Genomic DNA, 15,310 nt, shown 5'->3' with positions numbered 1-15,310 from the left:
GACGCTAATACATCCAAATCAAACCTTATTACTATGGAAAATAAGAAAACAATTATTGTTGTTGGTGGTGGTTTTGCAGGCTTAGAATTCATTAATCAAATGAAGCATGCGCACCAATTTAATGTGATACTAGTCGACTTAAATAATTATAATTTTTTCCCACCTTTATTATATCAGGTTGCTGCAGGTTTTATGGAACCATCTGCAATTAGTTACCCGTTCAGAAAAATTTTAAGAAAACATGAAAATGTAAAATTTAGAATGGGAGAATTGCAAAGAGTTATTCCAGAAGAGAATAAAATTATTCTGAGTAATGGGGAATTGCACTACGATATTCTAGTAATGGCTTCGGGGGCAGAAACCAATTTCTTTGGTAATAAAAACATTGAAGAATTAAGCTTACCAATGAAAACCATATCGGATTCGTTGGCATTACGTAACCTCGTTTTTACTCGTCTAGAACGTGCTACACGAATTGAAGACCCAAATACACGTAAAAAATTACTATCCTTTGTAATTGCAGGAGCTGGTCCTACAGGTGTAGAGCTTTCTGGTTTATTTTCTGAAATGCGCTTACATATTTTAGAAAAAGATTATCCGGAACTTAATCCTAAAGATTTAGGAAACATATACTTGATAGATGGGCAGGATGCCGTACTCGCAGCAATGTCTAAAAGGACGCAAAATTACACTTACGAAAAGTTACAAGAGTATGGTGTAATTATTAAGCTTAACACCTTTGTAAAAGATTTTAAGGATGATGTTGTTTCCCTTTCCGACGGTACAGAAATACATTCTAGAAACTTAATTTGGGCAGCAGGAATTTCGGCTCGAACTTTTGACGGTTTTAAGGAGGACAATTATGGTAGAGGAAAACGTCTAAAAACCAACAGTCATAATTTAGTAGAAGGTTATACTAATATATATGCATTAGGTGATACAGCCATTGTAATTGGTGATAAAGATTATCCTAACGGACATCCACAATTGGCTCAAGTAGCCATTCAGCAAGCTAAAAATTTAGGTAAAAACTTAAAATCTAACGCTTGGGAACCATTTAAATACTCCGATAAAGGCTCGATGGCCATAATAGGAAGTAATAAAGCGGTTACAGATGGTCCAGATCAAAAGTTCTTTTTAAAAGGATTTATCGCATGGTTTGTGTGGATTTTTGTTCATATTATGTCACTGGTTAGCTTTAGAAACAGAATGCGTGCCTTTTATGATTGGATGGGATACTACATAAATAAAGATCAATCGTTTAGAATGATTATTAGACCTAAAGAGAAAAAATCGGAATAAACAGTACCATATAAAAAAGACAATCCTACCTGAAATTAAATTCAAGTAGGATTGTATTACGTACTAAACTTATTATTATTCCCTAACCTATAAAGAAATAACTTAAAAGAACGACATCCTTTTAATTATAAGGATTATGCTATTAATCTTAATCTATGAAGAATTATGTCATTCTATTAATATATACGCATAAAACCAACCTTTGGACTACGAACATTTTTTAAAAGGCTAAAGTTTCTTTGCTTCTTCCCAAAAGACATCCATTTCAGAGAGCGTCATATCTGCTAAAGACGTATTTAAAAGATTAGCTTTAGCTTCCAAATATTCAAAGCGTTTTTTAAATTTTTTATTGGTGCGTTCTAATGCATTCTCTGGATTAATTTTAAGAAATCTAGCATAATTCACGAGAGAAAACAACACATCTCCAAACTCGTCTTCCATAGCATCCTGATTTCCAGAGGCAATTTCAACTTTAAATTCTTCAAGTTCTTCTTCTACTTTTTCCCATACTTGTTGTGGCTCTTCCCAATCGAAACCAACACCAGCAACTTTTTCCTGTATACGGCTTGCTTTTACTAATGCCGGTAAACTGTTTGGAACGCCTTGTAAAACACTTTTATTCCCTTCTTTTAGCTTTAAGTTTTCCCAATTACGTTTAACATCCTCTTCATTCTCAACTTTTACGTCGCCATATATATGTGGATGTCTGCTTATTAATTTGTCGCAAATACCGTTACACACATCGGCTATATCAAAATCATTAGTTTCGCTTCCTATTTTAGAATAAAACACGATATGAAGTAGTACGTCTCCCAATTCCTTTTTAATTTCTTGCAAATCGTTGTCTAGAATAGCATCGCCAAGCTCGTAAGTTTCTTCTATGGTTAAATGTCTTAAGGTTTCCATAGTTTGCTTTTTATCCCACGGACATTGCTCGCGTAATTCATCCATAATAGTTAATAATCTATCGAAAGCTTCTAATTGTTTGGCACGTGTATTCATAAGATAGGTTTAAAGACTTTTTATTAGTTTAAAGGTAATAAAAACAAAAGTCCGACTCTAGGTCGGACTTTAATATGTTTGTTTAATGTGTGATTTTATTCTTTTTCAGAAACAGCATTTTCATTAGCTTCTTCATTTTCTAATGCTTCAGATTCACTTTCAAAATCTAATAAATCATTTTTTTGAAGTAAGTTATACCACTGAATTACTTTTTTAATATCGCTTGGATACACGCGGTCTTCATCGTATTCAGGTAAAATTCCAAAGAAATATTCTTCTAATTTATCTTTATTGTCTTTATGACTAATACTTGAAGGTCCGTTGTTTTCTTTTGTTGCAATAGTTTGAAGAACCACTTTTAAAGGTACTTCTTCTGTTAACGTATAAATAGCAATTTCACTTAACACACTTACATTATGATTCATTGTTACAGAAAGTCTTTTATTATCTAATAAAGATTCTGCAATAAATCCGTTACGCGTTTGCATGATTAACTTGTATAATCCTGGTTTTCCTGAAATAGCTAATACTTTATCTAAGCTCATAAATTAATTTTTAAAAGATGGCAAATATCTTGTGTTTGTGTGGGTATTACAAATATTATCGTTTCTTTTTTTGTTTTGGAAATTTCATTTTGTATTCCACGTTGACTTTTCCTTTAGAGATGTTCTCTAAACGTCCTTTAATTAAACGTTTTTTTAAGGTCGATAGTTTTTCTGTGAATAAAATTCCGTCAATATGGTCGTATTCGTGCTGAATAACGCGTGCTACAAGCCCGTCGTAAGTATCGACATGCTTTTCGAAGTTTTCATCTTGATATTCAATAGTTACCTTAGATTTTCTAAAAACATCTTCACGAACATCAGGAATACTTAAACAGCCTTCATTAAATGCCCATTCGTCCCCTTCCTCAGCGGTAATTTTTGCATTAATAAACACTTTTTTAAATCCCGTTAATTCTTTTTGTTCTTCTTCAGATAAATCTTCATCGTCTGCAAAAGGAGTGGCATCTATAACAAATAAACGAATTGGCAAGCCTATTTGTGGCGCGGCAAGTCCTACGCCATATGCATTGTACATGGTTTCGAACATATTATCCAAAAGTTCATCTAATTTCGGATAATCCGGATCTATATCTTGTCCAACTTTTTTTAATACGGGATCGCCATATGCGACTATTGGTAATATCATTTTTGTGCGTTGTAAAAATTGAAATGCAAAAATACAATTCTTACCGTTAATAGCCTATAATAAAAAAACTCCTTTAGTTAGGAGTTTCAAATTTTAAGAAGATTTTAGCTTTTAGCAAGCTACTTTATTATTTATAATAATGAATAAGTCCGAAGTACACTTAATTTTAGCTCTCACCGTAGCTTTTATTAAATCAAGATGTCTGTTTGCGATTTGTAACTCTTTAAGTTTAGCAGGAACTTGAGTGTCTTCAAGAATGGAATTTACATCTAGTGTTTTGTTTAAAACAACCGGATTTATTTCCTTAATATTCTCGTTCTGTGCCTTAAGCGAAATAGAACTAAGCCCCAATATAATTACAAGAAACATTAACTTATTACAGTTCATAGCATTAACTAATTTAAAACGAATATACTCGCTAACTTTAGTTTCTATAAAAAATTTAGTCAAAGTCCTAATAATACTCGACAAATAGTTAATAACCAGAATTTTTATCGGTAAAAAACCATTTTACTTAGAATATAAATAACTCTGTAAAATTAGAGTCGCACTAATTTCGTCTATTAAAGCTTTATTTTTTCGTTGCTTTTTTTTCAGACCGCCATCTATCATAGTTTGAAAAGCCATTTTAGAGGTAAACCGTTCGTCTACACGTATAACAGGGATTTGCGGAATAGCCTTAGTCAATTTTTGAAGAAATGGGATAATCAAAGCTTCACTTTCCGAGGCCGTGGCATCCATTTGTTTGGGTTCTCCAACAACAAACAGCTCGACATGTTCTTTAGCGATATAATCTTTTAAAAACGGAATTAACTCTTTAGTGTTTACCGTTGTAAGTCCAGAGGCTATTATCTGAAGTTCGTCGGTTATTGCTAACCCTGTTCTTACCTTTCCAAAATCTATTGCTAAAATTCTTGCCATCTTAATTTTTTTACAAAGTTACTATTTCATGTACATATTAATATAGATTAGTCTGATAAAGAATTAGATATTTTTTATGATTTCCATTTTAAGGTGATGAATTATAAAAGTATATTTGAAAAAATAAAAAAATTTAGAATGAAAGCATTACAGTCTATCATAGAAGAAGCCTGGGAAAACAGAGCTCTATTGTCAGAAACTAAAACCATCGAAGCGATAAGAAAAGTAATTTCTCTTTTAGATTCTGGAGAATTACGCGTTGCAGAACCAACCGAGAATGGATGGCAAGTTAACGAATGGGTAAAGAAAGGTGTTGTGCTTTATTTCCCTATCCAGAAAATGGAAACTATAGAATGTGGTCCTTTAGAATTTCACGATAAAATTCCGTTAAAAACAGGGTATGCAGAAAAAGGAATTCGTGTTGTACCTCATGCTGTAGCACGCCATGGTGCTTACATTTCTTCTGGTGTAATTTTAATGCCTAGTTACGTAAATATTGGTGCGTATGTAGCCGAAGGAACTATGGTAGATACTTGGGCAACTGTTGGTAGTTGTGCTCAGATAGGTAAAAATGTTCACCTTTCTGGTGGTGTTGGTATTGGTGGTGTTTTAGAACCTTTACAAGCGGCTCCGGTTATTATAGAAGATAATGTTTTTGTTGGATCACGTTGTATTGTTGTTGAAGGTGTTCACGTAGAAACAGAAGCTGTTTTAGGTGCCAATGTTATATTAACTATGAGTACTAAGATTATTGATGTTACTGGAGATACTCCTGTAGAAACAAAAGGTAGAGTTCCTGCACGTTCTGTTGTTATCCCTGGTAGTTATACTAAAAAATTCCCTGCTGGAGAATTTCAAGTACCTTGTGCTTTAATTATCGGAAAACGTAAAGAGAGTACAGATAAGAAAACGTCTTTAAATGATGCACTTCGTGATAATAACGTGGCTGTATAAATAAAATAATTTATTTTTTGACCTCGATAATTTTCAGAAACATGAAATATATCGGGGTCAACTTTTTTTAACTAAACTATTAATTTTAATTTGAAAGTTTTAATCATACAGCAGAAAATGATTGGCGATGTATTGGCCACAAGTATTATGTTTGAAGCCATAAAGCATACATACCCTGCAGCCGAATTACATTATGTAATTAACTCGCATACATATCCTGTAGTTATGAACAATCCGTTTATAGATTACTTTCATTTTTTTACTACAGAACATGAAAAAAGCAAATTTGAGCTCTATAATTTTGCAAAGCAGTTAAGCAAAGAAAAGTTTGATATTGTAATTGATGTGTATTCTAAATTATCGAGTAAGCTTATCACATTCTTATCGCGTGCAAACACTAAAATTTCTATAGATAAAGGTCGAAAATCCTTTATTTACAATTATACTTTTAAAAATAAGCTCACGGCTAACACAAATGCGGGATTAGCTATAGAGAATCGTTTACAATTATTAAAACCTTTAGATATAGATCCTTTAAGAATTGTGCGACCAAAGATCTATCTTACCGAAAAAGAAAAGCAGGGTGCTAAACAATTTTTAGAATCGAACGGCATAAATTTAAAGAAACCACTATTTATGATTGGTGTTTTAGGAAGCGGAGCTAATAAAACCTATCCGTTTGAATATATGACAAAAGTCATCGATAACATTGTTTTAACAACACCTGAGAGTCAGATCTTATTTAATTACATCCCCAGTCAAGAGGCAGATGCGCAGGCCATTTTTTCTTTATGTTCTAACCGTACAAAAAAACATGTATACTTTAATATTCTCGGACAAAATCTTAGAGATTTCTTAGGTATTACGTCACATTGTGATGCTCTTATTGGTAACGAAGGTGGTGCTATTAATATGGCAAAAGCCCTAAATATCCCAACTTTTACTATATTCTCTCCTTGGATAAAAAAAGAAGCTTGGAATATGTTTGACGACGGACAAAGACACGTATCTGTACATCTTAAAGATTATCAGCCAGATGTTTACCTAGATACTGATCATCCTAAAAAATTAAAATCTAGGGCAACTGCATTATATTTAGACTTTAGGCTAGCCTATTTTGAGAATGATTTAGAAACATTCTTAAAGAGATTACATTAACCTTTTTTAATTCCGAATTCAGTCCACTTTAAGTTTTCCGATTTCACCTTTGCTCGAATAGCTAAATTTTTATTTATAGATTCCTGATTTTTATAACCGCGAGGATGATCTAAATGCAAGCAAATCGCACTGTAACGAATTTGCTTAGACTTTATACCATAATTAAATAAACGCTCCCCTAATTCTCTATCCTGTCCACCATATTGCATACGTTCATCGAGACCGTTCACTGCAATAATGTCAGCTTTCCATCCAGAAGCATTATGTCCGTTCCAACTTGCAGTGGTAGGAGTAAATCTATTTAATAATTTACTTATTACACCTGAAGCTGTTAGTTTATTATTTTTAAAAGACGATTTTAAACCGTGTTGTTTTAACCAGGATAGATTAAAACATGACTGCGATAAGATATCTTCTTTGGTGATTTTATTTGAAATATCCATAGGAAGCATATAATATCCACCAGATAAGAAATAGCCTTTTTCTCTGAAATCTATATGTACTTTCACATAGTCTTCTCTTGCCAAACAATCACCATCACTCATTAAAATATAATCTGACGAACATGCTAAAATAGCTTTATTCAAAATTTGTGATTTTTGAAATCCACGATCTTCATGCCACACATGAACTATAGGAAAAGACACCTCTTTTTTCATCTTTTCAATTAAATTTAACGTGGGTTCTTTCGAGCCATCGTCTGCAATAACAATTTCAAAATCTTTATAATTTTGAGCTTCATAACTCCATAATACCTTTTCTAACCAGGCTTCAGAATTATAAGTACTTATAATAATAGATATATTGGGTTGTTTCACAGATGTAAAGTTTTGATTAATTTAATAAACAATAAACCAAGGCTACATAATAGCATCTATTAAATAGTGGTTTAAAATGTAAAAGTATTAAAAAGCACCATAATTTCTGGAAGTTTAGAAGTATTTACGACTAATTTTACCTTAAATATTGCTATTCCCTTTGTTTCAGACGAATTAAAATTAATTTTGCAACAGTAAACAAAAAGAGCAACTTTTTATAATTGCTATTACTCTTATAGAACGCTTATTTTGTACTTAATAAAATTTCATGACCAAACTTACTGCAATTATCCCTACGGGTAACGAAATACATAATATTGAAGCCGTTATTGAATCGGTGAAATTCGCAGATGAAATTCTAGTCGTAGATAGTTTTAGTACCGATGGTACGTACGAAAAAGCACTTACTTTAGCGACTAAAGTAATACGAAGAGAATATGAATATTCGGCATCTCAAAAAAACTGGGCGATTCCGCAAGCGGCACATGAATGGATTTTGTTAGTAGATGCAGACGAGCGCGTAACACCAGAATTACAAGCTGAAATTTTAGACATCCTAAAACAACCAGAACCTGATGTTGTGGCATATTGGATTGGTAGAATGAACCATTTTATGGGTGAGCGTGTACATTACAGTGGCTGGAGAAACGATAGTGTTATTCGTTTGTTTAAACGTGATTTTTGCGTCTACCAAGACAAACGTGTTCATGCCGAAATTAAAACAAATGGTAATGTAGGACGCCTAAAGAATAAGTTATATCACAATACCTATATAACTTTTGATAAGTACATCGAGAAAATGAATCGCTACGCTTGGTGGCAAGCTAAAGATTACGATAAGAAAACAGGCAAGCTTACACCCTATCATTTTGTTATAAAACCATTCTGGGGCTTTTTTAAACATTATATTATCCAAAGCGGTTTTAGAGATGGTGTAGTTGGATTAACCATAGGATATATCCAAGGCTATGTTATTTTTATGAGGTATGTAAAACTTTGGTTATTGCGAAAAGGAAGGTCTTAGCGTCCTAAAAATTTTACGCCTTATAACACATTTATTATTTTATTTTTACACAAAAAAGTCATGTTTAAACATTTTGTAATTACACGGTTTAATCTTAAAAAGAAGGATTGGGTCACCAATAAAAATAACGTTGAAGTACTTACAGATGAATGGCATTACAATAGATTTAGGTTATTTAACGATTTCTGTTTATCTACTATTTCTAGCCAAACTAATAAAAATTTTGAATGGTTAGTGTATTTCGACTCCTCTACCAAAGCAGAGTTTAGAGCTATTATTTCGGATATTGAAGCTAAGCTTCCAAATTTCAAACCGTTTTTTGTAGATGGCATGGATGCTTATTTACCCGCTATCCAGAGCTATGTGAAAGCCAGCGATGCCGATTATGTCATTACGTCTAGACTGGACAATGACGACTCGGTTAGTAAGGATTATATCGATATTATTCAGCAACAATTTATAGAAAAGCCATTTCTCGCTATAGATTTTATTAACGGGTATACACTTAACACCTCAAAACCTTACCGTTTAGGTAAAAAACTACATCAATTTAACCCGTTCATATCTTTAATCGAAAAAAACGATAATCCGATGACGGTGTGGAGTAAAACACATGGCAACTGGAAAAAGGAAAAAAACTTAATTCAAATTAAAGATTACCGCATATGGTGTTCTATAATTCATACCGAAAATAAGGTGAATGAGTTCACGGGTTATGACGCGGTAAATTTAGAGCACTTTTTCAAGCGGTTTACTTTTTCGTCTACAACAGAAGAATCTATCCGACACGATTTTCAAGATCAATCGCATTGGACGCTATTAAGTTCTAAAAACAAAATGCTATCGAATTATAAATATTACCGTAGAAAACTTAAAAAGCAATTAGGATTTTACAAATAGTAGTCCGTCCACTTGCTTTTAAAATTAAGGCTTGATTTTAGGCTCCTCCTATTCAAAAGTATGGCTATTTACAGAACCCAATCACACTTGAGAAACATGCTATTTTTTCCAGAATTTTAATTTCTTCTTCAGTCGTTTCTTTTTATGAAAATGTTCCTGAAAGGTATCGGTATACCCTTGCATAGCGGTATAAATTTTGTCGACAGATTCTCCAGAGCATTTTGCGTACTCGTCGCTCATTACCTCTATCATAGATTTATGAGTCGTTAGTCTTCCAAAATTTTTCATGCGCGTTTCAAAATCCATCGGGCCAAATTCCATTCTATTTAAATCGACTAAATAATACTGGTAATTTTCTCCTATTTTTTTAATTAAAGTATTTCCTGGCGAATGGTCTAAAAAGTTAATTTGTTTTTCGTGTAAATCGAATGTAAACCGTGTAAATCCGCGAAGAATCGCTTCATGATCGGGATAATTTAAATCGCGACACAGCTCGCGAAATGTTAATTCACTTTCTAATTGTTCACTTATATAATAACTACTTTTAAAAACTAACGGTGAAGTATACTCATAATACCCAATAGGCTCTGGCGTCCCTACTCCTTTTTCTTTAAGAATATTGGCATATTCGAAAGAGCGTTGTGCCTTGCTCTTTCTAAAAAACTTATAAGCAATTTGATTAATGACATTAGGAACCTTAAACGCTTTTATATTAATTAAGCCATCGTGTAAAGGAAATACCTTAATTGTATTTCGCTCTTGATGTACACGCTCTTCTCCTAGGCTAGAAAAATTCTTTATAAATTCATTTATAACACCTTGCGCATCAGTAAATGATTCATTAAATACTTTTTTCTCTTTCATTTTTTTAATCCCTATTAATTAAAATTAAGCACGCTTTATAAGTCACTTAAATTGCGCAACAAAATTACAACATTTATCGTGGCAATACTAAATTCCAATCTTAGAAATCTATCTCCCCACCAGCAAACTCGATAAAACTAAGAACAAAAAATAGCGCTACTTCCCATTCCACGCTTCCAATTATAAGAACCTCTATTTAACAATATATGTTTAACTCCATTGAGACGAACAATAAATAAGTCTAATATATCGGTTTAGCTAGCTAAAATGAAGCACCTTGATTTGTACCACTAAAAATTTTATAACGATATACATAATCCTAATTCAGATTATTTCAAAAATGTACCGAGATTAATCCTAAATTTGCAGAAATTGTTTTTAATTATTTGAACATATAATGCAAAAAGAAATTACAACCGCGTTAAAAATATTAAGAGAAGGTGGACTCATACTTTATCCTACAGATACGGTTTGGGGCATTGGTTGCGACGCAAACAATGAAGAGGCTGTAAATAAAATTTTTAAACTAAAGCAACGCCAGGATAGCAAAGCTTTAATTTGTCTTGTTGCAGACGACCGTATGCTGAAGAAATATGTAAACGAAATTCCAGAAGCCGCTTATAGTTTATTCGACATACACGAAACACCGATTACTATTATTTACGACGAACCACAAAATCTGGCTCCGAATTTAATTGCAGAAGATAACACCATCGCGATTCGTATTCCTGATGACGAATTTTGCTTTCAGTTATCCAGAAGATTTAATGGGGCAATCGTGTCAACTTCTGCAAATATTAGTGGACAACCCACTCCAAAATCATTTAAAGAAATCACTCCCGAGATTTTAAAAGGTGTAGACTATGTCGTAAATTTGCACCACGAAAAAAAGAACACAAAACCGTCGTCTATTATTAAGTTGAGTAATAGTGGTGTTGTGAAAGTTATACGAGAGTAATATCTCAGATTTCGAGCATCAAATGTTACGCTATTTAAGTTTAAAATTTGATGCTCGAACATTGGAATTTCATAAATGAATTACAAAGAAGCACTACAGAACCCAATTTTTAAAATCATTTCTAAATCTGCAAAAGAATTAGATCTCGATAGTTATGTAATTGGCGGATTTGTTCGCGATTTTATCTTAAATCGTGGCAGTGTAAAAGATATTGATGTCGTTGCCATTGGTAGCGGTATTAATTTAGCAAGACAAGTCGCAAAAAATTTACCGAACAAACCTAAAGTTCAAGTTTTTAAAACCTACGGTACCGCCATGTTGCGTTACGACGGAATTGAAATTGAATTTGTAGGCGCTAGAAAAGAATCTTACAACGAAGATAGTAGAAATCCTGTTGTAGAGAACGGCACACTAGAAGACGACCAAAACCGTCGTGATTTTACTATAAATGCCTTGGCTCTCGATTTAAACGAAAATCGGTTTGGAGATTTGTTAGATCCGTTTGAAGGTATTCAAGATTTAAAAGATCAGATTATCCGAACACCATTAAATCCAGATATTACATATAGCGACGACCCTTTACGTATGATGCGTGCTGTGCGATTTGCATCGCAATTAAACTTTGTAATTGAAGAAAAATCTTTAGATGCGATTACTAGAAATAGCGAGCGTTTAAAAATAATTACCAAGGAGCGTATTATTGTCGAGCTAAATAAAATTCTAGAAAGCAAAACCCCATCCGTCGGATTTTTATTGTTAGAAAAAACGGGACTTCTTGATTTTATTTTACCAGAATTAACGGCCTTAAAAGGTATTGATGAAGTTGAAGGCCAACGCCATAAAGACAATTTTTATCATACATTAGAGGTTGTAGACAATATTGCTAAACACACCGATAACCTTTGGTTACGTTGGGCTGCGTTACTACACGACATTGGAAAAGCACCAACAAAACGATTTAGCAAAAAAGTAGGTTGGACATTCCACGGACATGAATTTGAAGGTTCTAAAATGACTTATCATTTATTCAAGCGTTTAAAACTGCCATTAAATGACAAGATGAAGTTTGTTCAGAAAATGGTCTTTATGAGCTCCCGTCCTATTGTTCTAGCTCAAGATATTGTAACAGATTCTGCCGTTAGACGCTTAGTATTCGATGCAGGAGATGCTGTAGAAGATTTAATGACGTTATGTGAGGCAGATATCACCACTAAGAATCCGAAAAAATTCAAGAAATACCACAATAATTTTAAAATCGTAAGAGATAAAATTGTTGAAGTTGAAGCACGAGATCATGTACGTAATTTTCAACCTCCAATTTCCGGAGAAGAGATTATGGCAACATTTAGTTTAAAACCTTCTAAAGAAATAGGCATGATAAAAGATGTTATTAAAGAAGCCATCTTAGAAGGAGACATTCCAAATGAATACGAAGCCGCCTTTCAATTAATGTTAAAGGTTGGAAAGAAAATGGGATTAACAGCTAGCCTTAAGTCGTAATTATAAATGTGTTAGAATGAAAACAAAAGACAACAAAAACGTAATTTACTGGTTATTAACCGGATGTGTTTTAATCTTTATCATGGTTATAGTGGGCGGTATAACGCGCCTTACAGATTCTGGCCTTTCAATTTCTAACTACAAACTTATCACGGGTACCTTGCCTCCTATGGGAGATGCAGAGTGGCACGATGCTTTCGAATTGTACAAACAGCATCCCGAATTTAAACATTACAATTCGCACTTTACTATAGACGATTTTAAAAGCATTTACTTCTGGGAGTGGTTTCACCGCTTAATTGGCCGTGTTATTGGTTTGGTGTTCTTTTTCCCTTTTGTATATTTTTTAATAACAAAACAGCTTAAAAAATCAACTATTAAAAAATGCATCGTTTTATTATGCATGGGAGGTTTTCAAGGCTTTTTAGGTTGGTATATGGTAAAAAGCGGCTTGGTAGATATGCCAGATGTTAGTCATTTTAGACTAGCCGCACACTTAACTGCGGCCTTTTTAACATTCGCGGCAACACTTTGGGTAGCATTAGATTTAATTTATCCGAGTAAAAAATGGGTTAATTCTAAATATAGAAACCTCATCATAGTCACTTATATCGTACTATTAATTCAGATCATTTATGGCGCCTTTATTGCGGGATTAAAAGCTGGATTAGTGCACAATCATTGGCCCTTAATGAACGAAGGTAAATTTATGCACCCTACGGTATACGTAATGGAACCTTTTTATAAAAATCTAATTGAAAACCCTAGTGGTATTCAGTTTGTACACCGCATGCTAGCCTATGTGGTAGTTGGCTTAATTGTTTTACTTTGGTACAAATCGAAGAAACTACAAGTCACAAATAATCAAAAAACAGCTATAAATGCCTTACTTATATTGGTTGTATTTCAATTTATTTTAGGTGTTTCTACTCTACTTTTATACGTTCCAGTTTGGCTTGGCGTATTGCATCAAGTTGGTGCATTTTTCTTATTATCGGCAATGACATTTATGTTACATCGCTTTAGCAAATAATCATAAAAATAGTATCTTTACCCCTTAATTTTTTAGCATGATTTATAGATTTAGAGTAATCTTAGATAACGATACAGAAGAGGATGTCTTTCGCGATTTAGAACTTCGTAAAACAGACACCTTAGAAGATTTACACAATATTATTACCCAAGCTTTTGGTTTTGACGGAACTGAAATGGCATCATTTTACAAAAGTGACGATGAGTGGAATCAGGGTGAAGAATTTTCTTTATTCGATTTAAGCGACGGTCAAGAAGCTGTAAGCTTAATGAATGAAACCGTTTTAGATACGATTGTAAATAGTGAAAACACCAAACTAATCTATGTGTACGATTTCTTTAATATGTGGACTTTCTTCGTAGAGTTAGGAGAAATTGCAAGCGAAGTAGAAGGCGTAGATTATCCTAATTTAATGTTTGTTCACGGTCAAATTCCAGCCGAAGTTCCTGAACGAAACTTCGAAGCTGAGGATGATTTTGACGACTTCAATGAGTTTGAAGACGATATGGATTTAGAAGATTACGACGATTTGGATTTCGACGAAAATTGGAATTAATTACAATATCTTTTTCATGTTAACGTCTTCGTAATTACGTTTTACGAAGGCTAAAGCATGTTTTAAAATTTCGCCCATAGTTTTACAGTATTTAAAATTCATATCTAAGGTATAATCGTAGATAACAGATTTTAATTGCTCTAAATTTTCATCTGTAGAAATTTTATCATGCATCATACAGTCAATTAACTTTGTAAGGCGTTTGTTATAACTAATTACACGTTTAGCTATAATAGAACGCTCTTCAACTTTATATTGATCTATAGAGGCTTCACTAATTTTTTCTTTGACGAGTTTAACCATTTGATAGTTTTCCTTAAAAAACTGTGGTCGGTAAATATTAAATTTACCTTCGTAACATTGTTGGTCAAAATCTATAGCGCGTACTTTATACACGATCTGATCGAAATCGTGAGTCGGAATTACAACATAGTTATAAGAACGCATATCGCCTAATAAACGAATCATACAACGTTCGTTAAACTTTACAAACTCTTTGGCAATTTGTGCTTTTTCTGGCTTTGTACAGTTTGGTAACATATCTTTTATAAACACATCTCCAGGAATACCTGCGATATGCTCTTCAATCAACGTATCTTTATACACCAAAAAGTTAAGACTATTTGGAGATAGCATATGCTCGAGTTCTAAGCCATAGATACGAGAAGCATCGGCCTTTTTAATGTAGAAATGTGTGTAGTTATCGTTTAAAATATTACGCACTTTAATACGGAAGGGTTGCGAATTACCAAAGGTGCAAAAATCAATACTATCTACATTTAGGAACTGAAAGATCTTTTCACTACCATCAGAAACCAGGTTTGAATACACCCGCTTTAACGCTAAATCTATTTCCTTTCGGTCGTATTCATTATAATATACCCGAAGCCAAAGTGTGTCTTCATCGTCCTTATCGAAAACGGATATAGCGCCTTGAAATCGTAATAAATCATCGTAAAAAATAGGCAGTTCAAAATTTCTGTTATACTCAGAAAGATATCGGTCTAACTTCTTAATAACAGGAAATGAGGGCTTCTTCTTTGAAATTTTTAAATCATCCATATTCACAAATTTACTCAATTTTCTGCTTTATTTTATTAGCTTGTAACAAATTTAATTGATATTCGTC

17 protein-coding genes are annotated in these 15,310 nt (G+C 33.1%); 9 read left to right on the top strand and 8 right to left on the bottom strand.

Annotation, left to right across the window (positions count from 1 at the left end):
* Positions 1 to 33 precede the first annotated feature (33 nt).
* Complete coding sequence (locus tag AC0UBM_RS13020; protein ID WP_414037296.1) at positions 34 to 1,302, top strand: NAD(P)/FAD-dependent oxidoreductase; 1,269 nt, start codon at positions 34 to 36, stop codon at positions 1,300 to 1,302.
* Positions 1,303 to 1,530: 228 nt separating this feature from the next.
* Here AC0UBM_RS13020 and mazG read toward each other — a convergent pair whose 3' ends face one another.
* The 5 genes from mazG to ruvX form a co-directional block, all read right to left on the bottom strand.
* On the bottom strand, positions 1,531 to 2,304 hold the full coding sequence (gene mazG / locus AC0UBM_RS13015; RefSeq protein ID WP_475688887.1) for a nucleoside triphosphate pyrophosphohydrolase: 774 nt from the start codon (positions 2,302 to 2,304) through the stop codon (positions 1,531 to 1,533).
* Positions 2,305 to 2,399: 95 nt separating this feature from the next.
* Positions 2,400 to 2,849, bottom strand: a complete 450-nt coding sequence (locus tag AC0UBM_RS13010) for a DUF5606 family protein (RefSeq protein WP_475688886.1) — start codon at positions 2,847 to 2,849, stop codon at positions 2,400 to 2,402.
* Positions 2,850 to 2,904: 55 nt separating this feature from the next.
* Entirely contained in the window at positions 2,905 to 3,495 is a 591-nt protein-coding gene (gene def, locus AC0UBM_RS13005; protein ID WP_414037299.1) for a peptide deformylase, read from the bottom strand.
* Positions 3,496 to 3,606: 111 nt separating this feature from the next.
* Complete coding sequence (locus tag AC0UBM_RS13000; RefSeq protein ID WP_475688885.1) at positions 3,607 to 3,882, bottom strand: hypothetical protein; 276 nt, start codon at positions 3,880 to 3,882, stop codon at positions 3,607 to 3,609.
* Positions 3,883 to 4,005: 123 nt separating this feature from the next.
* On the bottom strand, positions 4,006 to 4,416 hold the full coding sequence (gene ruvX / locus AC0UBM_RS12995) for a Holliday junction resolvase RuvX (RefSeq protein ID WP_414037301.1): 411 nt from the start codon (positions 4,414 to 4,416) through the stop codon (positions 4,006 to 4,008).
* Between the two features lie 138 nt (positions 4,417 to 4,554).
* On the opposite strand from ruvX, the gene AC0UBM_RS12990 reads away from it, so the two are divergent.
* The gene (locus AC0UBM_RS12990) at positions 4,555 to 5,370 is read left to right on the top strand and encodes a 2,3,4,5-tetrahydropyridine-2,6-dicarboxylate N-succinyltransferase (protein ID WP_475688884.1); all 816 of its coding nucleotides are present in this window, start codon (positions 4,555 to 4,557) and stop codon (positions 5,368 to 5,370) included.
* Positions 5,371 to 5,460: 90 nt separating this feature from the next.
* A complete protein-coding gene (locus AC0UBM_RS12985; RefSeq protein WP_475688883.1) occupies positions 5,461 to 6,528 on the top strand; it encodes a glycosyltransferase family 9 protein in 1,068 nt (355 codons plus the stop codon).
* On the opposite strand, the gene AC0UBM_RS12980 is transcribed toward AC0UBM_RS12985, so the two are convergent.
* Positions 6,525 to 7,346: a glycosyltransferase family 2 protein gene (locus AC0UBM_RS12980; RefSeq protein ID WP_475688882.1), complete on the bottom strand. Its 822-nt coding sequence runs from the start codon at positions 7,344 to 7,346 to the stop codon at positions 6,525 to 6,527. The two genes, AC0UBM_RS12985 and AC0UBM_RS12980, sit on opposite strands and share 4 nt — an antisense overlap.
* A gap of 268 nt (positions 7,347 to 7,614) precedes the next feature.
* Between AC0UBM_RS12980 and AC0UBM_RS12975 the strand changes: the two genes are divergently transcribed.
* Positions 7,615 to 8,370: a glycosyltransferase family 2 protein gene (locus AC0UBM_RS12975; RefSeq protein WP_475688881.1), complete on the top strand. Its 756-nt coding sequence runs from the start codon at positions 7,615 to 7,617 to the stop codon at positions 8,368 to 8,370.
* Between the two features lie 60 nt (positions 8,371 to 8,430).
* The gene (locus tag AC0UBM_RS12970) at positions 8,431 to 9,270 is read left to right on the top strand and encodes a glycosyltransferase (protein WP_475688880.1); all 840 of its coding nucleotides are present in this window, start codon (positions 8,431 to 8,433) and stop codon (positions 9,268 to 9,270) included.
* Positions 9,271 to 9,369: 99 nt separating this feature from the next.
* Here the strand turns inward: AC0UBM_RS12970 and AC0UBM_RS12965 are convergent, their stop codons facing one another.
* Positions 9,370 to 10,134 carry a Kdo domain containing protein gene (locus tag AC0UBM_RS12965; protein WP_475688879.1) on the bottom strand — a complete coding sequence of 255 codons (765 nt, stop codon included), beginning with the start codon at positions 10,132 to 10,134 and terminating at the stop codon, positions 9,370 to 9,372.
* A 397-nt stretch (positions 10,135 to 10,531) separates the two neighbouring features.
* Between AC0UBM_RS12965 and AC0UBM_RS12960 the strand changes: the two genes are divergently transcribed.
* From AC0UBM_RS12960 to AC0UBM_RS12945, 4 genes are all read left to right on the top strand, one after another.
* Positions 10,532 to 11,092 (top strand): L-threonylcarbamoyladenylate synthase, encoded by a 561-nt coding sequence (locus tag AC0UBM_RS12960; protein WP_475688878.1) that lies wholly within the window; start codon positions 10,532 to 10,534, stop codon positions 11,090 to 11,092.
* 75 nt (positions 11,093 to 11,167) lie between these two features.
* Complete coding sequence (locus AC0UBM_RS12955; RefSeq protein ID WP_414037309.1) at positions 11,168 to 12,592, top strand: CCA tRNA nucleotidyltransferase; 1,425 nt, start codon at positions 11,168 to 11,170, stop codon at positions 12,590 to 12,592.
* 16 nt (positions 12,593 to 12,608) lie between these two features.
* Positions 12,609 to 13,625, top strand: coding sequence for a COX15/CtaA family protein (locus AC0UBM_RS12950; RefSeq protein WP_475688877.1), 1,017 nt, complete (start codon positions 12,609 to 12,611; stop codon positions 13,623 to 13,625).
* A 37-nt stretch (positions 13,626 to 13,662) separates the two neighbouring features.
* Entirely contained in the window at positions 13,663 to 14,181 is a 519-nt protein-coding gene (locus AC0UBM_RS12945) for an IS1096 element passenger TnpR family protein (RefSeq protein ID WP_414037311.1), read from the top strand.
* Here the strand turns inward: AC0UBM_RS12945 and AC0UBM_RS12940 are convergent, their stop codons facing one another.
* Positions 14,182 to 15,243, bottom strand: coding sequence for a hypothetical protein (locus AC0UBM_RS12940; RefSeq protein ID WP_414037312.1), 1,062 nt, complete (start codon positions 15,241 to 15,243; stop codon positions 14,182 to 14,184).
* Positions 15,244 to 15,310: the final 67 nt, after the last annotated feature.

Source organism: Formosa sp. F44 (assembly GCF_056238645.1).
This window is presented reverse-complemented; position numbering and strand designations above follow the sequence as displayed.